Annotated in this window: 21 protein-coding genes, 1 tRNA gene, 1 pseudogene, 1 CRISPR repeat array and 1 riboswitch; of the genes and pseudogenes, 14 read left to right on the top strand and 9 right to left on the bottom strand. The window is 38.1% G+C overall.

Going from position 1 to position 24,260, the window contains the following annotated elements; translation table 11 throughout:
• The first annotated feature begins 73 nt into the window (after positions 1–73).
• Positions 74–146 (top strand) — tRNA-Thr (locus tag QM928_RS01405).
• Between the two features lie 626 nt (positions 147–772).
• Here QM928_RS01405 and QM928_RS01400 read toward each other — a convergent pair.
• Positions 773–997, bottom strand: a pseudogene (locus tag QM928_RS01400) (helix-turn-helix domain-containing protein); the annotation flags it as partial.
• A gap of 407 nt (positions 998–1,404) precedes the next feature.
• A riboswitch (glycine riboswitch) is annotated at positions 1,405–1,493 on the top strand.
• Between the two features lie 90 nt (positions 1,494–1,583).
• On the opposite strand from QM928_RS01400, the gene QM928_RS01395 reads away from it, so the two are divergent.
• The 9 genes from QM928_RS01395 (at position 1,584) to csn2 (ending at position 13,749) form a co-directional block, all read left to right on the top strand.
• The gene (locus QM928_RS01395) at positions 1,584–2,906 is read left to right on the top strand and encodes an alanine/glycine:cation symporter family protein (protein ID WP_414294298.1); all 1,323 of its coding nucleotides are present in this window, start codon (positions 1,584–1,586) and stop codon (positions 2,904–2,906) included.
• A gap of 438 nt (positions 2,907–3,344) precedes the next feature.
• On the top strand, positions 3,345–4,523 hold the full coding sequence (locus QM928_RS01390; protein WP_414294299.1) for a ryptide export MFS transporter: 1,179 nt from the start codon (positions 3,345–3,347) through the stop codon (positions 4,521–4,523).
• Positions 4,524–4,747: 224 nt separating this feature from the next.
• Positions 4,748–5,296: a carboxymuconolactone decarboxylase family protein gene (locus tag QM928_RS01385; RefSeq protein ID WP_045763587.1), complete on the top strand. Its 549-nt coding sequence runs from the start codon at positions 4,748–4,750 to the stop codon at positions 5,294–5,296.
• A gap of 14 nt (positions 5,297–5,310) precedes the next feature.
• Positions 5,311–6,375, top strand: coding sequence for an acyl-CoA dehydrogenase family protein (locus QM928_RS01380; RefSeq protein WP_414273191.1), 1,065 nt, complete (start codon positions 5,311–5,313; stop codon positions 6,373–6,375).
• Between the two features lie 108 nt (positions 6,376–6,483).
• Positions 6,484–7,380: a TDT family transporter gene (locus tag QM928_RS01375; RefSeq protein WP_075232154.1), complete on the top strand. Its 897-nt coding sequence runs from the start codon at positions 6,484–6,486 to the stop codon at positions 7,378–7,380.
• A gap of 325 nt (positions 7,381–7,705) precedes the next feature.
• Positions 7,706–11,890 carry a type II CRISPR RNA-guided endonuclease Cas9 gene (cas9, locus tag QM928_RS01370; protein ID WP_414294300.1) on the top strand — a complete coding sequence of 1,395 codons (4,185 nt, stop codon included), beginning with the start codon at positions 7,706–7,708 and terminating at the stop codon, positions 11,888–11,890.
• Entirely contained in the window at positions 11,890–12,756 is an 867-nt protein-coding gene (cas1, locus tag QM928_RS01365; protein WP_281334739.1) for a type II CRISPR-associated endonuclease Cas1, read from the top strand. The genes cas9 and cas1 overlap by 1 nt, the downstream gene beginning before the upstream one ends.
• On the top strand, positions 12,753–13,097 hold the full coding sequence (gene cas2, locus QM928_RS01360) for a CRISPR-associated endonuclease Cas2 (RefSeq protein ID WP_281334738.1): 345 nt from the start codon (positions 12,753–12,755) through the stop codon (positions 13,095–13,097). The genes cas1 and cas2 overlap by 4 nt, the downstream gene beginning before the upstream one ends.
• Entirely contained in the window at positions 13,087–13,749 is a 663-nt protein-coding gene (gene csn2 / locus QM928_RS01355) for a type II-A CRISPR-associated protein Csn2 (RefSeq protein ID WP_281334737.1), read from the top strand. Before cas2 ends, csn2 begins: the two co-directional genes overlap by 11 nt.
• 90 nt (positions 13,750–13,839) lie before the next feature.
• Positions 13,840–16,251: a CRISPR direct-repeat array (repeat unit 36 nt; unit sequence GTTTTAGAGCTGTGTTGTTTCGAATGGTTCCAAAAC).
• A gap of 390 nt (positions 16,252–16,641) precedes the next feature.
• Here csn2 and QM928_RS01350 read toward each other — a convergent pair.
• The 7 genes from QM928_RS01350 to QM928_RS01320 are packed head-to-tail and all read right to left on the bottom strand — an operon-like array spanning position 16,642 to position 19,472.
• Complete coding sequence (locus QM928_RS01350; protein WP_414273193.1) at positions 16,642–17,181, bottom strand: DUF3278 domain-containing protein; 540 nt, start codon at positions 17,179–17,181, stop codon at positions 16,642–16,644.
• A gap of 12 nt (positions 17,182–17,193) precedes the next feature.
• Positions 17,194–17,535 carry a hypothetical protein gene (locus QM928_RS01345; RefSeq protein WP_049508169.1) on the bottom strand — a complete coding sequence of 114 codons (342 nt, stop codon included), beginning with the start codon at positions 17,533–17,535 and terminating at the stop codon, positions 17,194–17,196.
• A 10-nt stretch (positions 17,536–17,545) separates the two neighbouring features.
• Entirely contained in the window at positions 17,546–18,088 is a 543-nt protein-coding gene (locus QM928_RS01340) for a DUF3278 domain-containing protein (RefSeq protein WP_248035638.1), read from the bottom strand.
• 26 nt (positions 18,089–18,114) lie between these two features.
• Positions 18,115–18,450: a hypothetical protein gene (locus tag QM928_RS01335; RefSeq protein WP_248035642.1), complete on the bottom strand. Its 336-nt coding sequence runs from the start codon at positions 18,448–18,450 to the stop codon at positions 18,115–18,117.
• A 10-nt stretch (positions 18,451–18,460) separates the two neighbouring features.
• Positions 18,461–18,709 carry a hypothetical protein gene (locus tag QM928_RS01330; RefSeq protein ID WP_248035645.1) on the bottom strand — a complete coding sequence of 83 codons (249 nt, stop codon included), beginning with the start codon at positions 18,707–18,709 and terminating at the stop codon, positions 18,461–18,463.
• Between the two features lie 10 nt (positions 18,710–18,719).
• A complete protein-coding gene (locus tag QM928_RS01325; protein ID WP_414273194.1) occupies positions 18,720–19,262 on the bottom strand; it encodes a DUF3278 domain-containing protein in 543 nt (180 codons plus the stop codon).
• Between the two features lie 15 nt (positions 19,263–19,277).
• Positions 19,278–19,472: a helix-turn-helix transcriptional regulator gene (locus tag QM928_RS01320; protein WP_070567830.1), complete on the bottom strand. Its 195-nt coding sequence runs from the start codon at positions 19,470–19,472 to the stop codon at positions 19,278–19,280.
• A 207-nt stretch (positions 19,473–19,679) separates the two neighbouring features.
• Between QM928_RS01320 and QM928_RS01315 the strand changes: the two genes are divergently transcribed.
• Entirely contained in the window at positions 19,680–20,513 is an 834-nt protein-coding gene (locus QM928_RS01315) for a metallophosphoesterase family protein (RefSeq protein ID WP_414294301.1), read from the top strand.
• Between the two features lie 63 nt (positions 20,514–20,576).
• On the opposite strand, the gene QM928_RS01310 is transcribed toward QM928_RS01315, so the two are convergent.
• Positions 20,577–21,386: an amino acid ABC transporter substrate-binding protein gene (locus QM928_RS01310; protein WP_414294302.1), complete on the bottom strand. Its 810-nt coding sequence runs from the start codon at positions 21,384–21,386 to the stop codon at positions 20,577–20,579.
• A gap of 215 nt (positions 21,387–21,601) precedes the next feature.
• On the opposite strand from QM928_RS01310, the gene QM928_RS01305 reads away from it, so the two are divergent.
• Genes QM928_RS01305 through QM928_RS01295 form a run of 3 tightly spaced genes read left to right on the top strand, consistent with a single transcriptional unit; the run spans position 21,602 to position 24,255 of the window.
• Positions 21,602–22,207 carry a nitroreductase family protein gene (locus QM928_RS01305; RefSeq protein WP_371620470.1) on the top strand — a complete coding sequence of 202 codons (606 nt, stop codon included), beginning with the start codon at positions 21,602–21,604 and terminating at the stop codon, positions 22,205–22,207.
• A gap of 9 nt (positions 22,208–22,216) precedes the next feature.
• Entirely contained in the window at positions 22,217–23,617 is a 1,401-nt protein-coding gene (gene pepV / locus QM928_RS01300; protein WP_414294303.1) for a dipeptidase PepV, read from the top strand.
• Positions 23,618–23,670: 53 nt separating this feature from the next.
• Positions 23,671–24,255, top strand: a complete 585-nt coding sequence (locus QM928_RS01295) for a uracil-DNA glycosylase family protein (protein ID WP_414294304.1) — start codon at positions 23,671–23,673, stop codon at positions 24,253–24,255.
• The last annotated feature ends 5 nt before the right edge of the window (positions 24,256–24,260 follow it).

The raw sequence follows: 24,260 nt of genomic DNA, 5'->3' as shown, positions 1-24,260 counted from the left end.
AGGACAGGCTTTTTTAATTGTGATGAAAATTTCTTGACATCCTTCCTTATAGTGCTATACTAAAAGGGTAATCGCCGATTTAGCTCAGTTGGTAGAGCAACGCACTCGTAACGCGTAGGTCACAGGTTCGATCCCTGCAATCGGCATTTTTACTAATGTAAAGAAAGACAAAGAAAATTCAAAATGTTTATTTGAAGGCAATTATCACAAGTTGATTTTTAAAAATAATTTAGTATTTTATTTGAAAAAAACAGTAAAAAAGCGCAAAAAATCACTTCCTGTGCTACACTGTAATTGAAAATTTTTTATTTTGGGCGTTAGAACTGTTTCCTCAGTCCTAGCGCCTTTTCTTTTTGATAAGTCTATTTGGTGGAGAAATGATTCTGATACTCAATGAAAATCAAAGAGCAAAGTAGGAAACTAGGAAACTAGCCGCAGGTTGCTCAAATCACTGCTTTGAGGTTGTAGATAGAACTGACGAAGTCAGCTCAAAACACTGTTTTGAGGTTGCAGATGAAACTGACGAAGTCAGTAACATATATACGGCAAGGTGACGTTGACGCAGTTTGAAGAGATTTTCGAAGAGTATGAGAATCTTATGGGCGCAAGCAATGATGGCTCTCGTCTTGCTTCCTCTTTGGGAAATTCGATTGTAAAAAGAAGAAAAAGCTGGATCCTTAGAATTTGCTGCAATCAATCCCGACATAGTCAAAGCTTGCTTGATAGATCGATTTCCTTGCGTGATGTGTGAGGATATTTTAATGCCAGCACTTTCATAAGACTGTTGAGCATAGTCGCAGAATAACCCTTTTAGAAGCGCCCTATTCCAACACATTGTAGGACTGTCCCACGCTTGATTTCAGTATGGATAGTTTGAGGAGTTTTTCCAAGTAGAGAGGCAATTTCTCTATTTGATTTCCCTTTTTTTCCATCGTTCGATTAACCGACGGCTATCGATTGTCAAATGTTTGACTTTTGTAGTATAATAGTTTTGAATCTCTGTGCCTTTCTTGTGTTTGTGGTTGAACAACAAGTATAACACAGAGCTGTTTTCTTATGCCTATAAGAGCTTTTATGTGACAAGAGAACCCCTTGAAGCTGTTTTGTCAGCTAAAGCAAGGCTAGTCTTAGCCTTGGATACCAGCCTAACATCATCAAGCCGCTTATCAAATGAAATCGAGTACTAGCTATAAGCTAGTTGAAGAATCTAATTTTTAGGAGGGCTGGATGGCTAACTTCATTATAGAACTTTCAGTAAAGCAAAAATCATAAAAAGTATAATAAAATTTTCTGAAAATAATTGACAAGAGCTGAATTTTCTTGTAAAATAAATAAAAATTAAATACAACACCGAATGAAGTTTAATAGAAGTGGAAAATCGTTTGATTTTTCATGACTGTAAATGGACGGAACTCTGGAGAGACCGTAAAGGCACCGAAGGGGCAAGGCAGGCAACTGCTCAAACTCTCAGGTAAAAGGACAGAGCAATGATAGAGCGCTTTTTGGCATTTATCGATGCATTCCAGAGTACATGTTTCTAGCATGTACTCTTTCTTTTGGGGTTGAATAGATAGGAGAATGGTATGTTAAATTTGCTAAAAGAGCTGGATGCTCTGGTATGGGGACCACCCCTTTTGATCTTATTGGTTGGTACAGGGATTTACTTGACTTTTCGTTTAGGACTCTTACAAATTTTGCGTCTCCCTAAGGCCTTTCAGCTTATTTTTACCAAGGATAAGGGGCATGGGGATGTATCGAGTTTCGCGGCTTTGTGTACAGCCCTCGCAGCAACTGTTGGTACAGGAAATATTATCGGGGTTGCAACGGCTATCAAGGTTGGTGGACCAGGTGCTCTTTTTTGGATGTGGGTGGCTGCTTTCTTTGGAATGGCAACCAAGTATGCAGAAGGACTACTTGCTATCAAATATCGAACCAAGGATGATCATGGTGCAGTAGCAGGAGGACCGATGCATTATATCCTTCTAGGGATGGGCGAAAAATGGTGCCCTCTTGCAATCTTCTTTGCTGTAGCTGGAGTCTTGGTTGCACTTTTGGGGATTGGTACTTTTACCCAGGTAAATTCCATTACAGAATCCGTTCAAAATACGGCTAGTATTGATCCGACAATTACTGCACTTGTTTTATCTATTTTCGTGGGGATTGCGGTCTTTGGTGGACTCAAGTCTATTTCGAAAGTTTCTACTACAGTAGTTCCTTTTATGGCTATTGTCTACATCTTGGGAACTTTGACAGTCATTTTTGTTAATATTGAGAAAATCCCTGCAACTTTGGCCTTGGTCTTTACATCAGCTTTTAGTCCAGTTGCTGCACTAGGAGGATTTGCAGGAGCTAGTGTTCGGATGGCTATTCAAAATGGTGTAGCGCGTGGGGTCTTCTCAAATGAGTCTGGATTGGGTTCAGCTCCCATTGCGGCTGCGGCTGCCAAGACAAATAAGCCGGTGGAGCAAGGTTTGATTTCCATGACAGGGACCTTTATTGATACTCTAATCATCTGTACCCTGACTGGCTTGACCATCTTGGTGACTGGTGTTTGGAACGGTGATTTGAATGGAGTTGCTTTGACTCAATCAGCCTTCTCAACAGTCTTTTCATATTTGGGTCCAGCTCTTTTAACAGTTTTCTTGGTGCTTTTTGCCTTTACCACGATTTTGGGATGGAACTATTATGGAGAGCGTTGCTTTGAGTTTCTCTTTGGTGTTCGCTTTATCTGGCTTTATCGTGTGGTCTTTGTTGCCATGGTCTTACTAGGTGGTTTCATTGAGTTGGATATGGTCTGGATTATCGCTGATATTGTCAATGCTCTCATGGCTCTACCAAACTTGATTGCCCTCTTGGCTTTATCACCAGTTGTTATTGCTGAGACGAAGAAATATTTTGATAAATAATGTAAGATTGATCTTTCCATTTAATGAAAATGCTAGCATCTGTTTGTGAGATGCTAGTTTTTTCACTACTAGGGCTAGTCTTTTGTTTTATACTCAATGAAAATCAAAGAGCAAACTAGGAAACTAGCCGCAGGTTGCTCAAAGCACTGCTTTGAGGTTGTAGATAGAACTGACGAAGTCAGCTCAAAACACTGTTTTGAGGTTGCAGATGAAACTGATGAAGTCAGTCACATATATACGGCAAGGCGACGTTGACGCGGTTTGAAGAGATTTTCGAAGAGTATTCTGTCATAAGATGAATGAAATTCAATAGTACCTCTTTAATGATATCCTTTATTTGCACTTTTATTTATTGTATAATAGTCAACATAAATGTGTTTTTGGTCTGATATGTCTTGTTTCATCTAAGTGCGAAATAAAAATAAACTGGAGGTGTTTATGTCAAAAGATATTCGAAAATTAGTGATTTCACAGGGACTAGCGAATCTAGCAGATGTCTTTTTTAGAGTCATTGTGATTGCAAATGTGTTTGTCTTATCTGGTTCGGTCATTTCAACCTCCCTAGTGCCAATTCTGATAGGTCTATCCTCCTTTTTAGCTAGTTTCTTAGTTCCATTAGTAACGAAGAGATTCGCTTTAAATCGTGTTCTTTTCTTGACTCAATTGGGTAAGACGACTCTGCTAGCGATTTTGTTTTTTCTACTCAAGCAATCTGAAACTATTTCCCTCCCTCTTTTATATGCTATTGTTACCTTAATCTCCGTTTTGGATGGTTTTGCAGCGCCTGTTTCCTATGCGATTGTTCCACGATATGCAAGTGATTTAGCTAAAGCGAATGCAGCCATTTCTATGAGTGGTGAAAGTGTACAACTAGTTGGTTGGGGCTTAGGAGGCTTCTTATTTGCGAGTCTGGGAATGAATCCTAGTCTGCTCATTGTGTTAGTTTTGTTTACAATTTCGACGATTTTGATGTTCGGTTTGCCACTAGTCGAAAAAGAAGAGTTATCCTCTGAAACAAGTCTTGAGACGTTAACAAAAGGTTGGCGATTGGTGGCTAAAGAATCAAGATTACTTTTTATTGTCCAAGCCAATCTTTTAGAAATTTTAGCCAATGCTATCTGGGTATCTTCAGTTTTACTTGTGTTTGTGACTGAGATTTTACATCGGTCAGAAAGCTATTGGGGCTACGTCAATACAGCCTATTCCTTGGGGATTATCTTGGGAGGAGCTATTATCTTCCGTCTAGCAGAGAAAGTTGTTACCTATAAATATCAGACTATGACCTTTTCTTTGTTAGCGACAGCACTAGTAACTCTGTTGATAGTGTTATTTCCAAATCCACCTGTTTTTCTATTCCTATCTCTAGTAATTGGTTTTCTATCTCAGATTAAGGAAGTCCCTGAGAGTGTATTTTTACAGGAATCGGTTGATGAGAAGGAACTTGTGAATGTTTACTCCGTTATTGAAGTTGTCTCTACATTGGCTTTTTCTGCTTCTGTTTTTCTAATGAGTTCTATCACAGAATATTTTGGAGTATTTACTGGTTTTGACTTGGCTATTTTCTGCTTGTTAGTAGAGTCCATCTTAGTTTTAAGAAACAAGCATCAGATAAATTAACAGTATGATCACACATCTGGTGTGATTTTTTTGTTTTCATAAAAATTTTTTATCAGTGCAATTTAAAATATATATTATGCAAGGTATAGATTCTGTGTTAGACTTATTGTCAACGAAAAGCTAATGAGTCATCAATCAATGCAAGGATTTGTTCAATAGGCTGATGAGATTTCGTAAGATTTTCGCAGAAACTATTTAATTACAAAACGAAAAGAGGTTCCCTTATGACAACATTTACTATCCACACAGTAGAATCAGCGCCAGCAGAAGTGAAAGAAGTTCTTGAAACGGTACAAAAGGACAACAATGGTTATATCCCAAATCTTATCGGTCTTTTGGCCAATGCCCCTACAGCCCTAGAGGCTTATCGCACTGTTGGAGCTATTAACCGTCGCAATAGTCTAACACCTGTAGAACGAGAAGTGGTACAAATCACTGCAGCTGTAACCAACGGTTGTGCATTTTGCGTCGCTGGTCACACAGCCTTTTCTATCAAGCAAATCCAGATGAACGATGACCTACTTCAAGCCCTTCGCAATCGTACTCCAATCGAAAGCGATCCTAAGCTGGATACCCTAGCTAAGTTTACCTTGGCAGTTATCAATACCAAAGGGCGCGTAGGAGATGAAGCTCTTGGAGAATTTCTTGAAGCAGGCTATACACAAGAAAATGCCTTGGATGTTGTTCTCGGTGTCAGTCTAGCAAGTCTGTGTAACTATGCCAACAACCTAGCTAACACACCGATTAATCCAGAATTACAACCTTATGCATAAGAGGAGGGCAGAGTATGGGATTTTTTTCAGAAGAATTTTTAAGCTGGTTAGACCAGCATGCTGATGAAATTGACAAAAAATCATGTCAAGCTGGAGAAAAGCTGATTGAGAAAATTGCTGCAGAAGGTGCCTTTCGTGTAGGAGTACCAAAAGTTCTTGGAGGGCTAGGTGGAAGTGATCAAGATGTTATCGATATCCTTTCAGAACTCGCTCAACATTCCTTAACAGCTTCCTTTATCTCATGGGGGCAACGAACTTTAATAGACAATATTCTTCATACTGATAATGCTTATTTCAAAGAAGTTTACTTGGAAAAACTCTTATCAGGAGAATATGCAGGTGCTACGGCTTTGTCTAATGCGGTCAAGTATCTATCTGACTTAGAGGAACTAAATGTTCGTATCCTTGAAGAAAAGGGAAATTATTATCTTAAAGGACGACTTCCTTGGGTAACCAATGCTCGTAGGGATCGCTTCCTCACTATTTTTGTAGCAGGATTTGCAGATGATCCGAGTACAAGTTATGTAGTAGCCGTACCATCGGACGCAGAAAACTTTAGTCGTTCCGAAGATTTGGAATTTGTCTCTCTCCAAGGAGGAAATACGGCAGCTCTGACTTTCAACAAGGTTCCTTTAAAGGAAGAGTGGATTCTATCCAAGGATGCTCATCAATTTTTAGCGCAAAATCGTCCAGCTTTTTTAGGCTACCAATTTGGCCTAGCTTTTGGTTTGGCTGAACGTTCACTCTCAGAAGTCGAAAAAGAATTGGGGAAACGAGGTGTCTTGAAGGAAGAGTGGCAACATCAGGTCGAACAGTTAGATGATATTCGGCATTCTCTCTATCAAGGACTATCTGAAGAGTCCTATTTCGTTAAAAATCCGCGTGAGCTATTCCAGTTACGGATTGATATTGTTGATGTTGTTGCCCAAAGTCTCTTATTAGAACTACAAGCTGGTGGCGGTAGAGGATACTTTAGTAAATCGACATCCGGTTTCATACGTCGTTGGAATGAAGGCGCATTTTTGCCAATTGTTTCTCCTAGTGCTGTGCAATTGCGACATATTTTAGCGACAAACTAAAAATAAAGAAAATAAAAACGAGGTTTATCTTTTTAAACTTCGTTTTTTAATACTTCATTTAAGCGCTTTTATGCTATACTGATAATAACATGACTATTGGAGGTTCATATGAAAAAACTCCCCTTGGCCTTTTCAGGGTGTTTATTGGGATTGGCTGGAGCAGGCAATCTCATCCTGGATATTTTTCCACTATTATCGCACATCTTTAGTTTGTCAGGCTTGATTTTATGGTTTTATTTTTTATACAGTCATCTTAGTGATTGGCAAGAAATCCAGCAAGAACTTAAGAAAGCTCCTCTATTATCGGGAATGGCGACTTTTCCCATGGCAGGGATGATTTTATCAACCTACTTACTGCGAATCTTACCTGCGAGTATGAGTATCATAGTGCAAGCTCTTTGGTGGTTTGCCTTTCTACTGGATGTAGGTTTAATCATCTACTTCACTAAAAATTATGTGCAGACTAAACCAAGAACGAGCGCAACGCCAAGTTGGACAGTTCTTTATGTGGGAATAGCAGTAGCAAGCTTGACCTACCCAGTGGTGGGCATAGTCGAGATTGCCTATGGTGCTTGGATTTTTGGCTTTACCTTAACCCTTTTCCTTTATCCTCTGATTTATCAAGATTTGAAAAGTAATCCATTGCCACGGGCTTTACTGGGGCAAGAAGGAATCTATTGTGCTCCCTTTTCTCTACTGTTAGCAGCACTCGTTCGGATCGGAGGTTCAGCTCTTCATGTCTGGATTTTGCTAGTCATGATTCTTGCTTCACAAACTTTCTTTTTCTTTGTCCTCAGTCGCTTGCCAAATATTTTAAAACAGGGATTTCAACCAGCTTTTTCAGCCCTAACCTTCCCAACTATCATCACAGCAACTTCATTGAAAATGGCCCAAGGCATTCTGCAGTTTCCAGTCCTTAACCTCCTCGTTTGGCTGGAAACGATCATTTGTTTAACAATCCTTGTCTATGTATTAGTAGAATATATGCGGTATTTAAGGAACTAAAAAAGCCCCTAGCACTGAGAAGTGTTAGGGGGTTATATATATCTAGTTTAAAAAGCGTTTGGAACCATTCGAAACAACACAGCTCTAAAACTAAAATATAACATCCTTACTGATTTTAACAAATTTTTACTAATAAATCATTATTTTTGTTGAAATCTTTAAAATTAGTAGTATAATTATAGTTATATTTTAAGGGGTATCTAATAAAGATATTTTTAAAGATTACAAGATGAGTTTAGATGATAATAAATCAATTTTGTAGTTAAAAAATAATTTTTAATTTTGTAAATATAATAAAAATTTTTTATAGGAGGATTATCAATATATGAATTCAAAAAATTACTCTATCGGACTTGATATTGGAACTAACAGCGTCGGATTTGCCGTCATTACGGATGACTATAAGGTTCCATCGAAAAAGATGAAAGTTCTGGGCAATACCGATAAACGATTTATCAAGAAAAATCTAATTGGAGCTTTATTATTTGATGAGGGAACTACTGCTGAGGCTAGACGTCTTAAACGAACTGCACGTCGTCGCTATACTCGTCGTAAAAATCGCCTTCGCTATCTTCAAGAAATCTTTTCTGAGGAAATGAGCAAGGTGGATAGTAGTTTCTTTCATCGCTTAGACGACTCCTTTTTAGTTCCTGAGGATAAAAGAGAAAGTAAATATCCTATTTTTGCTACCTTAGCAGAAGAAAAAGAATATCACAAGCAATTTCCAACTATTTATCATTTGAGAAAACAGTTAGCAGATTCAAAGGAAAAAGCTGATTTACGCTTGATTTATCTGGCATTAGCTCATATGATTAAATATCGCGGGCATTTTTTATACGAAGATACATTTGATATTAAAAACAATGATATCCAAAAAATTTTTAACGAATTTATAAGCATTTACGATAACATCTTTGAAGAAAGTTCACTTAGTGAGCAAAATGTACAAGTAGAAGCAATTCTTACAGATAAAATTAGTAAATCTGCAAAGAGAGAACGCGTTCTAAAACTATTTCCTGACGAAAAGTCTACTGGTTTGTTTTCAGAATTTCTCAAGCTGATTGTAGGGAATCAAGCTGATTTCAAAAAACATTTTGAACTAGAAGAAAAATCTCCACTACAATTCTCTAAAGATACCTATGATGAGGATTTAGAAAATTTGCTCGGACAAATTGATGATGATTTTGCAGATCTCTTTGTAGTTGCAAAAAAACTCTATGATGCCATTCTTTTATCAGGAATCTTAACTGTTACAGATCCTTCAACCAAGGCTCCACTATCGGCGTCTATGATTGAACGCTATGAAAATCACCAAAAAGATTTGGCAGCTTTAAAACAATTCGTCAAAAACAATCTTCAAGAAAAATATGATGAAGTTTTTTCTGATGATTCTAAAGATGGCTATGCTGGATATATCGATGGCAAGACCACACAAGAAGCATTTTACAAATATATCAAAAATCTTCTCTCTAAATTCGAAGGAGCAGACTATTTCCTTGATAAAATTGAACGCGAAGATTTTTTGATAAAACAACGAACCTTTGATAATGGTTCTATTCCTCATCAAATTTATCTTCAAGAGATGAATGCTATTCTTCGTCGTCAAGGAGAACACTACCCATTTCTAAAGGAAAACAGAGAAAAGATTGAGAAAATCTTGACATTCCGTATTCCTTATTACGTCGGTCCATTGGCTAGTGGAAATAGTGATTTCGCTTGGCTTACTCGAAATTCTAAAGAAGCAATAAGACCTTGGAATTTTGAAGAAATTGTTGATAAAGCAAGCTCTGCAGAAGCCTTCATCAATAAGATGACTAACTATGACTTATATCTGCCAGAGGAAAAAGTTTTGCCTAAGCACAGTCTCTTGTATGAAACATTTGCTGTCTATAATGAATTAACAAAAGTAAAATTTATTGCAGAAGGTTTAACAAGGTATCAGTTTTTAGACAAAAAGCAAAAGAAAGATATTTTTTATACTCTTTTTAAGGCCGAGGATAAAAGAAAAGTAACTGAAAAAGATATCATTCATTATCTACACAATGTTGATGGCTACGATGGAATCGAACTAAAAGGAATTGAAAAACAATTTAACGCTAGTCTTTCTACTTACCATGATTTACTCAAAATTATCAAGGATAAAGAGTTTATGGATGATGCTAAAAATGAAGCAATTCTTGAAAATATCGTCCACACGCTAACTATCTTTGAAGATCGTGAGATGATTAAGCAACGTCTTGCTCAGTATGACTCTCTCTTTGATGAAAAAGTAATCAAGGCACTAACTCGTCGACATTATACTGGTTGGGGAAAACTCTCTGCTAAGTTGATTAACGGTATCTGCGATAAAGAAACTGGCAAAACGATTCTTGATTATCTGATCGATGACGATTACAACAATCGTAACTTTATGCAGTTAATCAATGATGACAGACTTTCTTTCAAAGAAATTATTCAAAAAGCGCAAGTAGTTGGCAAGACAGACGATGTGAAGCAAGTTGTCCAAGAACTTCCAGGAAGCCCAGCTATTAAAAAGGGGATTTTACAAAGTATCAAGATTGTTGATGAACTTGTAAATGTCATGGGTCATGATCCAGAGTCCATTGTGATTGAGATGGCACGAGAAAATCAGACAACTGCCAGAGGGAAAAAGAATTCCCGACAAAGATATAAACGTATTGAAGATTCATTGAAAATCTTAGCAACTGGACTTAACTCCAAAATTCTAAAACAACATCCGACAGATAACACTGCCTTACGTGATGATAAACTCTTCCTTTATTATCTCCAAAATGGTCGAGACATGTATCTTGATGAAGAGCTGGACATTGATAGACTTGAGGATTATGACATTGATCATATCATCCCTCAAGCCTTTATAAAGGATGACTCTCTTGATAACCGTGTCTTAACTAGTTCAAAGGAGAATCGTGGTAAAACTGACAACGTTCCAAGTTTAGAAGTTGTTCAAAAAAGAAAAGCTTTTTGGCAACAATTATTGGATTCTAAATTGATCTCAGAACGTAAGTTTAATAATTTAACCAAGGCTGAACGCGGTGGGCTGGATGAACGTGATAAAGTTACCTTCATCAAACGCCAACTAGTTGAAACACGACAAATCACAAAACATGTTGCACAGATTTTGGATGCCCGCTTCAATACAAAAGTGAATGAGAAGAACCAGAAAATCCGTACTGTCAAAATTATCACTTTGAAATCCAATCTAGTTTCTAACTTCCGTAAAGAATTCCGACTATATAAGGTAAGGGAAATCAATGACTACCACCATGCGCATGATGCCTATTTAAATGCAGTAGTAGCTAAGGCTATCCTTAAGAAATATCCTAAACTAGAGCCTGAATTTGTCTATGGTGACTATCAAAAACATGATCTTAAGAGATACATCTCAAGAAGTAAAGATCCTAAAGAAATTGAAAAAGCAACAGAAAAGTATTTCTTCTACTCAAATTTGTTAAACTTCTTCAAAGAAGAAGTGCATTACGCAGACGGAACTATCGTAAAAAGGGAGAATATCGAGTACTCCAAGGATACGGGAGAAATCGCTTGGAATAAAGAAAAAGATTTCGCAATAGTGAAAAAAGTGCTTTCTCTTCCACAAGTTAATATTGTGAAGAAAACAGAAGTTCAGACACATGGTTTAGACAGAGGTAAACCTAAGGGGCTGTTTAATTCGAATCCATCTCCTAAACCATCAGAAGATAGTAAAGAAAATCTAGTTCCCATTAAACAAGGGCTTGATCCACGAAAATATGGTGGATATGCTGGTATTTCTAATTCATACGCAGTATTGGTTAAAGCGATTATTGAGAAAGGAGCGAAAAAACAACAGAAGACAATTCTTGAGTTTCAAGGTATCTCTATTTTAGATAAAATAAATTTTGAAAAGAACAAAGAAATTTATCTTCTTAAAAAAGGATACACAGAAATTCTATTAACTATTACTTTACCTAAATATAGTTTATTTGAGTTTCCTGATGGTACAAGGCGAAGACTAGCAAGTATTCTATCGACAAATAATAAACGAGGAGAAATTCATAAAGGAAATGAACTAGTCCTACCTGCAAAGTATACAACTCTTTTGTATCATGCTAAGAATATTAATAAAACACTCGAACCAGAGCACCTAGAGTATGTTGAGAAACATAGGGATGAGTTTGCTAAACTTTTAGAATATGTACTCGATTTTAACGAAAAGTACGTTGGGGCGCTGAAAAATGGAGAGAAAATCCGTCAAGCATTTACAGATTGGGAAACAGTTGATATCAAACAATTGTGTTTCAGTTTCATCGGTCCAGAAAATAGTAAGAATTCTGGATTATTCGAGTTGACATCGCAAGGGAGTGCTTCTGACTTTGAGTTCTTAGGAGTAAAAATTCCACGATACAGAGACTATACACCTTCATCACTCCTCAACGCCACCCTCATCCACCAATCCATCACTGGTCTCTACGAGACTCGGATTGACTTAAGAAAACTAGGAGAAGACTAATGGGATGGAGAACCGTTGTTGTCAATACGCACTCTAAACTATCCTACAAGAATAACCACTTGATTTTTAAAGATGCCTCTCGGACAGAGTTGATTCACCTGTCCGAGGTGGACATCCTACTTTTGGAGACGACAGACATCGTTCTCTCCACTATGCTAATTAAACGCTTGGTGGATGAAAATATTCTGGTCATCTTTTGTGATGATAAACGCTTGCCAACTGCATACTTAATGCCCTACTACGGTCGGCATGACTCCAGTTTGCAACTCTCCCGACAAATCGCTTGGGATGAGGATACTAAGGCACAAGTTTGGACCACCATTATTGCACAAAAAATTCTCAATCAGGCTTTTTATTTGGGGAGTTGTGGTTTTCTGGAGAAGAGCCAGTCCGTCATTGATCTATATCATGGTTTAGATCTATTTGACCCAAGCAATCGTGAGGGACACGCAGCACGGATTTATTTCAACACCTTGTTTGGGAATGATTTTAGTCGTGAGCAAGACAATGATGTCAATGCTGCCTTGGACTACGGCTACACCTTGATTTTGAGTATGTTTGCGCGTGAGATTGTATTGTCTGGCTGCATGACCCAATTTGGATTGAAACATGCCAATCAGTTCAATCAATTCAACCTAGCTAGCGATATTATGGAACCTTTCCGTCCCATTATTGACAGGATTGTCTATGAAAATCGAAGCAGTTCTTTTGTCAAAATCAAGCGAGAACTTTTTACTATTTTCTCAGATACCTTTCACTACAATGGTAAAGATATGTACCTGTCTAATATCGTCAGCGACTATACTAAGAAAGTCATTCAAGCGCTCAATCAACCGGAGAAAGGAGTTCCTGAGTTTAGGATATGAGTTATCGATATATGCGTATGATTTTAATGTTTGATATGCCCGTTGATACAGCCGAGGAACGCAAGGCCTATCGGAAATTTAGGAAGTTCCTCATAGATGAAGGATTTATCATGCACCAATTCTCCATCTATAGCAAGCTCTTGCTCAACAACTCTGCTAATAACGCTATGATTGAGCGACTCAAGATTCATAACCCTAAAAAAGGGAACATCACTCTCTTAACCGTCACAGAAAAGCAGTTTTCTCGCATGATTTACTTAAATGGTGAGCGAAATACTAGCGTAGCAAACTCCGACGCTCGTTTGGTCTTTCTGGGAGAGGAGCCTAGTGATGAAGATTAACTTTCCGCTATTGGATGAACCATTAGCTATTGAAAATGCGGCCTTTTTAGTGCTGGAAGACCAGTTTACCTTTTCAACTATCGTCAAGCAGTTCTACCAATATACTGATGATGGGGAGTTGAAGTTGTTTGATAGAAATCTAAAAGCGCTGAAAGAGTCCGAGTTACTAGTGATAACGGATGTCTTAGGATACAATCTCAACTCACCTGCTATGATTAAACTGATACATGCAGATCTTGAAAATCAGCTCAATGACAAACCAGAAGTCAAATCCATGATTGAAAAGCTAGTAGCTACGATTACAGAATTGTTAGCATTTGAGTGCTTGGAAAATGAACTAGACCTGGAGTACGATGAAATCACCATTCTAGAGTTGATTGATGCGTTAGGAGTCAAAGTTGAAACTCTGAGCGATACTCCTTTTGAAAAGATGCTAGAAATTATCCAGGTTTTTAAGTATCTTTCCAAAAAGAAACTCCTTGTTTTCATCAATGCGACAGCCTATCTATCAAAGGATGAGTTAGCAAATCTGATAGAGTATATCCAACTCAATCAACTAAGGGTTTTATTTGTGGAACCTCGAAAAGTCTATGATTTTCCGCAGTATGTGCTGGATCAAGACTATTTCTTGAACCCTGAAAATATGCTATAATAAGAGTAATAATTGGAACCTGACGATCTGGAGTCTGGCTGGGACGAATAGCGCGATTACGAAATTTCGTGAGAAAAATTTTTCTACGAGGTTTTAGAGCTGTGTTGTTTCGAATGGTTCCAAAACTAAAGTTCCTTTCTAAATCTCGTTATGATTGTTTTAGAGCTGTGTTGTTTCGAATGGTTCCAAAACCCCTATTGGCTTTTACCATTTCGCTTGGTTGTTTTAGAGCTGTGTTGTTTCGAATGGTTCCAAAACATTGGTAGTATCCGAGGCAATTTCTAATAAGTTTTAGAGCTGTGTTGTTTCGAATGGTTCCAAAACCTTGCGCCTTGTCGCTTATTTAGAGAATGTGTTTTAGAGCTGTGTTGTTTCGAATGGTTCCAAAACAGACGTCAGCGAACAACCAGCAAACGCAGTGTTTTAGAGCTGTGTTGTTTCGAATGGTTCCAAAACCCACCAAGTGCGCCCCCAAAGTTTCCAGTTGTTTTAGAGCTGTGTTGTTTCGAATGGTTCCAAAACTTTTCAAAAAGTGAAAGGCTTGTCATGTAGGTTTTAGAGCTGTGTTGTTTCGAATGGTTCCAAAACACTAGTCAATGAAGTAGTGCATTGGGATAAGTTTTAGAGCTGTGTTGTTTCGAATGGTTCCAAAACTCTATAATATCGTTGTAAACTATTTCACATGTTTTAGAGCTGTGTTGTTTCGAATGGTTCCAAAACTCGATTTGATGGGAAACTAACTCACATCACGTTTTAGAGCTGTGTTGTTTCGAATGGTTCCAAAACAGGAGACACGGGAGACAGACGGCTTGGAAAGTTTTAGAGCTGTGTTGTTTCGAATGGTTCCAAAACTGAAATCTGACTATCAGTGTCTTCGATTGCGTTTTAGAGCTGTGTTGTTTCGAATGGTTCCAAAACAGGAGTATCTTTTAACAGTTTCTGAAATCAGTTTTAGAGCTGTGTTGTTTCGAATGGTTCCAAAACGCAGTATCTTGAACTAGGGAGAACACTTTTGTTTTAGAGCTGTGTTGTTTCGAATGGTTCCAAAACTTTAGGTTTAGAGAGTGAAATTTACTACTTGTTTTAGAGCTGTGTTGTTTCGAATGGTTCCAAAACAACTTATTCCCTTGCTTATTCGCCGATACAGTTTTAGAGCTGTGTTGTTTCGAATGGTTCCAAAACCTTAATCACTTCTGGCTTATGTTTTAGCAAGTTTTAGAGCTGTGTTGTTTCGAATGGTTCCAAAACTAAACTTACTCAAAACTTTTCAAACTACAAGTTTTAGAGCTGTGTTGTTTCGAATGGTTCCAAAACATCACCAAAACGTAAAAAACAGTCTAAATAGTTTTAGAGCTGTGTTGTTTCGAATGGTTCCAAAACTCGAGGATTCGGAAGTGTGGACGTTATCTGGTTTTAGAGCTGTGTTGTTTCGAATGGTTCCAAAACTCTACAACGGTACGAATGGGTATGTGCGCGGTTTTAGAGCTGTGTTGTTTCGAATGGTTCCAAAACAGATGAAATTCCAGATTTTGACGAAGTAACGTTTTAGAGCTGTGTTGTTTCGAATGGTTCCAAAACTCTTACTAATCAGGGTGACATTTCAAATATGTTTTAGAGCTGTGTTGTTTCGAATGGTTCCAAAACTTTGAATCTCGAGGAAGAATCTTTTTATCAGTTTTAGAGCTGTGTTGTTTCGAATGGTTCCAAAACCAAACCGTCGCCTTGGTCGGTCGCTTATCAGTTTTAGAGCTGTGTTGTTTCGAATGGTTCCAAAACGTGTTTCTTCTTCCATAACTACTTCTGAGAGTTTTAGAGCTGTGTTGTTTCGAATGGTTCCAAAACAGGAGACCTTGCTGATGCAGTGGACGACGCGTTTTAGAGCTGTGTTGTTTCGAATGGTTCCAAAACTTAACTCAATTTCATATCTGTACCAATCACGTTTTAGAGCTGTGTTGTTTCGAATGGTTCCAAAACAAAGTACCTTTTCAAAAGGTTCATTGATAAGTTTTAGAGCTGTGTTGTTTCGAATGGTTCCAAAACCATAAGTAGGAGATACACCAACAGCCCCAGGTTTTAGAGCTGTGTTGTTTCGAATGGTTCCAAAACATAAATGACTTGATAGAGCTGTCATCGTTGGTTTTAGAGCTGTGTTGTTTCGAATGGTTCCAAAACCGTATCTGACATTAGTGGTCAATTTCTGTAGTTTTAGAGCTGTGTTGTTTCGAATGGTTCCAAAACATCCGACATTAAAGTTCCTGGAAGGCTTCAGTTTTAGAGCTGTGTTGTTTCGAATGGTTCCAAAACCATGTCTCGTAATGAGATTGCTAATCGTCAGTTTTAGAGCTGTGTTGTTTCGAATGGTTCCAAAACAACAACCATTTCTGTTATTGCTGGAGCAAAGTTTTAGAGCTGTGTTGTTTCGAATGGTTCCAAAACCTTTACCCTCTGTAGGCATATCAACAAATTGTTTTAGAGCTGTGTTGTTTCGAAAGATAGTAGAAGAGGGTTAGAGCTATTTTTAGGGCTTAAAAGAACTTTTTTGTAATATTTGAAATTTGCTTCTCATTTTACTTGATAATCTTTGTAAAATATAGTACAATTAATTCGTTGGAACTATTCGAAACAACACAGCAAAGTTAAAATAAGGCTTTGTCCGTATACAAACTTGAAAAAGTGAGCACCGATTCGGTTGCTAGAAAGTCATCTGTAAAGATGGCTTTTTTGTTTTGTAAAAGAAATGGGGTAAACTGTCTTTAAAATCATAAAAACGCATAATATCAGGAATTCAAAAAACTTGATGTTATGCGTTTTATCATGAAAACATTTACTGGGATTTTGCAATAAAGTGAGGTTTTTGCCAATCAGCTTATAAACTGTAATCCAAGCTTTCTCCTACTGTTCTTCATGTTCGGATAAAAAATAATAAGTCATAGTACCGAAGATTGTTCCTACTCCGAGTCCTACTAATAGGAAAAATGCGATCATTTTGAGTTCTAGAAACTGCAAGAAGAAATCTGTAATGGAGTGATTTTCAAGAAGTACTTTTTTGGAAAATAGGATAAATAAGTAGAGAGTTGGGATGCTAGTTCCAACTAACCAACTTCTTAACTTGATTTGACGCTTGCTGTAAGTGATTTGTGGAATCTCGGATTGATCATCATCTTCTAAGTGAAGCCCTCTAGTAGAATATCTTGCCTTGAGACTGAGGGTAAAAATCATCAAGAAGTAGAGATAGGGCATAGCCATTCGAACCATCTCTATAAAGCGTCCAAACAAAAGATAGAACAGGAAGAGAAAGAAGGAAGAGTAAAAGATTTGGACCATGGAACGGGCGCAAGCCTTATAGATGACCTCTTGACGGCATTCGTCAAAAGGCCCTTGTATATGAAAGAAATTTCGAACTAAGCGAGTGGTTAAGTCTTCTTTTTTCATGGTAGTGACCTCTTAATAACCTTGTTTTTGATTAGCTTCTTTAAAGAGTTGATAGAGAGTATAGAAGTAGACTAGACTAAAAACGATACAGATGGTTAGAAATAGGAGATATCTCCAATCCATAGAATTCGTTAACAGTTGTGGGAAAGATACGAGGATAAAGCAGAGAGATGCGTTTAAGAGGCGTATTTTTTTTGATGTGATTTTCTGAAATCTTTGTCCTTTGTTCAAGACAGGAAGGGCTAAGAGGAAGATGATTAGAAAAGGACGCGTAATTTGGCCATAAACTAGGAAAACTGTCATAAAGATACTGATCAAAATATGGCTGAGAATTAAAGTTTGTAGTGATTTCATAAGTTTCCTCCTAATCGTCGTCTTGATCTTCTCTAGCTTTTTGAATACGAAGAGTGATGACAATATGCACTGTTAATCCGAAAAAGAAGGCTGCAACGATGGTTGACAAGATACTTCTTGTATTCAAGAGAGCGGTAAGATAGTTTTTGCTATCATCCATTAGGATATTGAGAAGTGGCATTCCAAACAACATGGCTATTCCATAGCCAAGACCAGCTTTAAGACCAGGATTACGTAACTGTTTCTTTTCTTTCTGGTTCAACACGTCAGGATCAATAGAAGCAATACCAGTTTTTGTAGTTTGACTAGTGACATAGATAGCACAAACCATGGAAATTAGAAAGATAATGATTGGATATCCAAAAGCGACTACTTGGGGATATCTAAAAGCAAGGACAAAGGGAATAAGATTGCCTAAAGTCATGAGGTAAAAGAGAATCATAAAGATTTTATTTCCGATGTGCTCAGCTTCGCGCCGTTTGTGTTCATCAAGTGGCCCTGAAATGCCATAGATACGTTTGATTAGTTTTTCATAGAGGGGTTCTTTTTTCATGGGTAATTTCTCCTAAATGAACGATGTTATTTTGTTTCTTTTACGAATTGATAGAGATAATAAAGATAAGTAATAGAAGAAAGGATAGCGATAGTTAGCAATAGATAATATTTCCAATCGTTTGAAATAACCGTCAGTTGTGGTAAGGATAGAAAGGATAGAATCATAAAGAATAGTGCTAAGTTGAGTATGCGCGTTTTTTGGGAATCTATCTTTAGATAAGTCAGTCCTTTGTTGAGTGCTGGAACAAAGACAAGAACAAGGACTGTATCGTAGATGGGCAAGTTCCCTGAAACGATGATGAAGATGAGCAGTGAAGCAAACAAAAGATGATAGGTAAGTAAAGTTACTAGTGATTTCATAAGCTTTCTCCTAATCCTTATCTTGCTCTTTTTTAGCTCTTGCAATGCGAAGTGAGTCGACAATATGTATCATAACTCCGAAAAAGAAAGCTCCCAGTATAGTTTTAAAAATATGTTTTGTATTTAGAAGAGAACTGATAAAATTTGAATTTTCACTTGTTAGGGTATCAATGAGTGGAATTATAAAAAATATCACTGTTCCATAAATCGAACCTGCTTTTAGACCAGGATAACGTAACTGCTTCTTTTCTTTTTTCATGAGTTTCCTCCTAATCCTTATCCTGGTCTTCCTTGGCTTTTGCAATGCGACGGGAGATGATAATCTGTATGACCACTCCAAAGAAGACAGACTGGAGGATACTTGAAAAAATATTTTTAAAAGCGAGAAGAGACTGAAGATAGTCCTGACTCTCACCTAGCAGTATAAGGAGAAGAGGGGTTGAAAAAAAACTCATTAATCCATAGACTATCCCAGCTTTCAGACCAGGGTAATGTAGTTGCTTACTTTCTTTCTCAGTCAGCATATCTGGTTCGATAGTTGTAATCCCAGTTTTTTGCATTTGGTAGGTGACATAGCCAGCAGCGATGAGGGCAATCACTAAAATCAGAGGAGGATAGACTAGAGCCACTAGTTGAGGAAATTGATAGGCCAGAACAAGCGGAATAAGATTGCCGAAAATCATCAGATAAAAGAGAATCATAAAGACTTTATTTCCAATGCGGTCAGCCTCACGTCGTTTGTATTCGTCAAGCGGATCAGAAATTCCGTAAGTGCGTTTGATTAGTTTTTCCGTGAAGGTTTCTTTTTTCATTTTTCTTCTCCTTTTTTAAAAATCGTCCTCCCAAAAGAGACTGTTTAAGTCAGTTTGGAGGCTGTGGGCGAGATTGAGACAAAGTTCCAGGGTGGGATTGTACTTGTCGTTCTCAATCATGTTGATGGTCTGTCTCGAGACACCGATATCCTTGGCGAGCTCGAGTTGGGAAATGCCCAGTTCCTTGCGGAATTCTTTTACACGATTCATGCTTCCTCCTTTTTATTTATGTCACATATATTTGACTATAGTATATTCTTTTAAGAACATAATGTCAACTATTTTTGACATATTTTTAAAAGAATCTTGGTGATAATATTTCTATGTGAAATTCTTCTAGCGATTTTATGCTATAATGAAGAAAAATAAGAGTGATTTGGATACCCTGAATGCTATCCAATAAAGAAAGAGTAGAAAATGAACCATAAGATTGCAATTTTATCAGACATTCATGGCAACACGACCGCCTTAGCTGGAGTGCTTGAGGATGCTAAAAATTTGGGAGCGACTGAATATTGGCTTTTGGGAGATATTTTTCTTCCTGGGCCTGGAGCAAATGACTTGGTGGATCTTTTGAAAGACCTTCCCATTACAGTATCCGTTCGAGGAAACTGGGATGATTGTGTGTTGGAGGTTTTAGATGGGCAATATGATCTAGAAGATCCCCAAGAAATCCAGCTTATGCGATTGACCCAGTATCTGATGGAGTGTCTAAACCCAGAGCATATTGATTGGTTGAGAAAGCTACCTATGATAGCCAAGAAAGAAATCGAAGGCTTGCGATTCTCACTTTCTCATAATTTGCCTGAGAAAAACTATGGTAGGGATTTACTGGTTGAAAATAATACCGATAAATTTGACCAGCTACTTGATGAAACTACTGATGTAGCCGTCTATGGACATGTTCATAAACAGCTTTTGCGTTATGGTAGTCAAGGGCAACAAATTATCAATCCAGGTTCGATTGGTATGCCTTATTTTGACTGGGAAGGGCTGAAAAATCACCGAGCCCAGTATGCCTTGCTTGAGGTTGAAAATGGTGAATTGGTCAATATCCAATTTCGTAAGGTTGCCTATGATTATGAAGCAGAGCTAGAATCAGCCAAGGAAAAAGGACTTCCTTTTATAGAAATGTATGAAGAGTTGCGACGAGAAGACAATTACCAAGGCCATAATAGGGAATTACTTGCTAGCCTAATTGAAAAGCATGGCTATGTGGAGGATGTGAAAAATTATTTTGATTTTTTGTAAGAGTTGCTTTAATGAACAGATACTAAATAAACGATTGGACGAGCCAATCGTTTTTAATATATCTTATTGTAATTGAGACTGATCTGGTAGGTAAGAACCACCGAGATAGGTTTTGCTGAGTTTTTCAAGGGTTCCATCTTGGTAGAGTTCTTTGAGGACCTTGTCAAATTGCTCTTTAAATTCTTTTTGGTCACTTGAGAAGATGATGTAGTTGTTTGGATTGTCATTGCTTTCCAAGTCAACCACGTTCAAGTCTAAACCTCGGTCTTGGATAATCTTTTGCACAGAGATTTTATCAAAGATTAGGAAATCAAATTCACCATTGGCGAGATCAGTCAGACGTTTAGCGACATCCTCACCAGAGTATTGGATAGTTGCAGGGTTGTCGGAGTGGCTTTGATTCCAGTCGGTAACAACCTTGGCAGTAGAAGTTCCAGTATCATCCTGGGTTGTTTTACCAGCGATGTCTTGAATAGAGGTAAGAGCCTTGTCTTTTCTGCTCACGAGAACCAAAGGATTTTTAGCGATTGGGAGTGAGTAGAGGTATTTGTCTGCTCTTTCTTTGGTGTAGCTCAAGTTGTTGGCAGCAGCTTGGTAACGGCCAGCATCCACTCCAGGGAAGATACTTTCCCAAGCTGTTTTTTGAAATTCAATCTTGTATTGATCCAGTTTTTCATCGACTGCTTTTAAAACCTCAACATCATATCCGGTCAAATTACCATCTTTTTCAAAATCAAAAGGAGGGATGTCTCCAGCAGTTGCTACGACAATGGTTTTAGGACTAGCAGTGGCAGTAGATGTACTATCTTGTTTGGCTTGTCCACAGGCGACTAACAAGGGACTGATGGCTAATAATAAGAATAATTTTTTCATAAGATAATGGTATCTAGTTTACCAGACAATCAATCAGATATCTAATATATATTTTTTATGGAGATGATAGAGAAACATTATAAATTTTAAAATGGAGCCTAGAACTGAAAGTGGAATTTGAAAAAAGATAATTTGTTTCACTAATGAAAAATCTCTGCAAGCTCTTTCAAAATATGGTAAAATGGAAGCAGTAGAATTAGAAAAGGAAATCAATTATGAAATTTCTTGAGTTAAATAAAAAACGTCATGCGACCAAGCATTTTATTGATAAACCGGTTGATCCGAAGGATGTTCGTACAGCTATAGAAATCGCAACCTTGGCACCGAGTGCTCACAACAGTCAGCCTTGGAAGTTTGTTGTGGTTCGCGAGAAAAATGCTGAACTAGCAAAATTGGCTTACGGTTCAAACTTTGAGCAAGTAGCATCTGCCCCTGTAACCATTGCCTTGTTTACAGATACTGACCTAGCTAAACGAGCTCGCAAGATTGCCCGTGTTGGTGGAGCAAAGAATTTCTCAGAAGAACAACTTCAGTACTTTATGAAAAATCTTCCAGCAGAATTTGCACGTTATAACGAACAGCAAGTCAGTGACTACTTGGCTCTTAATGCTGGGCTTGTAGCTATGAACTTGGTCCTTGCATTGACTGACCAAGGAATCGGATCAAATATTATCCTTGGTTTTGACAAATCAAAAGTCAACGAAGTCTTGGAAATCGAAGAACGCTTCCGTCCAGAGCTCTTGATCACAGTAGGATACACAGACGAGAAGTTAGAACCAAGTTACCGCTTGCCAGTAGATGAAATTATCGAAAAAAGATAGGAAGAAAAAATGACAGTTATTAATTTTACAGCAGAAGTAGAAAAACGTAAAGAAGACCTCTTGGCTGACTTGTTTAGCCTTTTGGAAATCAACTCAGAACGCGATGACAGCAAGGCAGATGCGCAACATCCTTTTGGACCTGGTCCAGTAAAAGCTTTGGAGAAATTCCTTGAAATCGCAGACCGTGATGGTTACCCAACAAAAAATGTTGACAACTATGCAGGACATTTTGAGTTTGGTGAAGGGGAAGAAGTTCTCGGTATCTTTGCCCACATGGACGTAGTGCCAGCAGGTAGCGGATGGGACACTGATCCTTATACTCCAACCATCAAGGATGGTCGTCTCTATGCGCGTGGTGCTTCAGATGACAAGGGCCCTACAACGGCTTGTTACTATGGTTTGAAGATCATTAAAGAGCTTGGTCTTCCAACTTCTAAAAAAGTTCGTTTTATCGTCGGAACTGATGAAGAATCAGGCTGGGCAGATATGGACTACTATTTTGAACATGTAGGACTTGCGAAGCCAGACTTTGGTTTCTCTCCAGATGCTGAATTCCCTATTATTAATGGTGAAAAAGGAAATATCACAGAATACCTCCACTTTGCTGGTGAAAACAAGGGTGAAGCTCGTCTTCACAGCTTCACAGGTGGTTTGCGTGAAAATATGGTGCCAGAATCAGCAACAGCAGTTGTTTCAGGGGACTTGGCTGATTTGCAAGCGAAACTAGATGACTTCGTTGCAGAACACAAGCTTAGAGGAGACATTCAAGAAGAGAATGGTAAGTACAAGGTTACGATTATCGGTAAATCAGCTCATGGTGCTATGCCTGCTTCAGGTGTCAATGGTGCAACTTACCTTGCTCTTTTCCTCAGCCAATTTGCTTTTGAAGGACCTGCAAAAGACTTCCTTGACATTGCTGGAAAGATTCTCTTAAATGACCATGAAGGCAAAAACTTGAAAGTGGCTCATGTTGATGAAAAGATGGGTGCCCTTTCTATGAATGCTGGAGTCTTCCGCTTTGATGAAACAAGTGCTGACAATACCATTGCCCTTAACTTCCGTTATCCAAAAGGAACAAGCCCTGAGCAAATCAAATCAGTTCTTGAAAACTTACCAGTTGTTTCAGTTAGCTTGTCTGAACACGGACATACACCTCATTATGTTCCAATGGAAGATCCACTTGTACAAACCTTGTTGAGCGTGTATGAAAAACAAACAGGCCTTCAAGGCCACGAGCAAGTTATCGGTGGTGGAACATTTGGACGTCTCTTAGAACGTGGTGTAGCTTACGGTGCTATGTTCCCAGACTCTATCGACACTATGCACCAAGCCAATGAATTTATCGCCTTGGATGATCTCTTCCGTGCAGCAGCCATCTACGCTGAAGCTATCTATGAATTGATCAAATAATGCTATAGAAGTCTGAGATTTTATGCTTAGACTTCTTTTTGGAGGGAAAATAGATGTCTCAGATCGAAAGAATCAAGCAAGCCATCATGGCTGATCCACAAAATCAACATTATACTGATCAAGGTATCGAGCCTCTTTTTGCAGTACCAAAAACGGCTCGTATCAATATCATTGGTCAAGCGCCTGGTCTCAAAACCCAAGAAGCTGGGCTTTACTGGAAGGATAAAAGCGGAGATCGCTTGCGAGAGTGGTTGGGCGTGGATGAAGATACTTTTTACAAGTCAGGTTATTTTGCAGTCATGCCCATGGATTTCTATTTTCCAGGACATGGCAAGTCGGGTGACCTGCCCCCTCGTCCAGGTTTTGCAGAAAAATGGCATCCAGAACTCTTGAAGGAATTACCAGATATTCAATTAACCCTCTTGATTGGTCAGTATGCCCAAGCCTACTATCTACATGAGAAAGTTAGTGGCAAGGTGACAGACCGTGTGCATCGGTTCAAGGATTATTTGCCTGATTATTTCCCTCTGGTACATCCTTCACCCCGTAATCAAATCTGGATGAAAAAAAATCCTTGGTTTGAGGCAGAAGTGGTTCCAGAATTACAAGCATTGGTACAAAAGATTATTCATCAATAAAGGAG

The sequence above is a fragment of the Streptococcus infantis genome, assembly GCF_047460405.1.
Classification (GTDB): Bacteria; Bacillota; Bacilli; order Lactobacillales; family Streptococcaceae; genus Streptococcus; species Streptococcus infantis_Q.
Note: the sequence above shows the minus strand (reverse complement) of the source record. Positions and strands in the feature narration are given on the sequence as shown.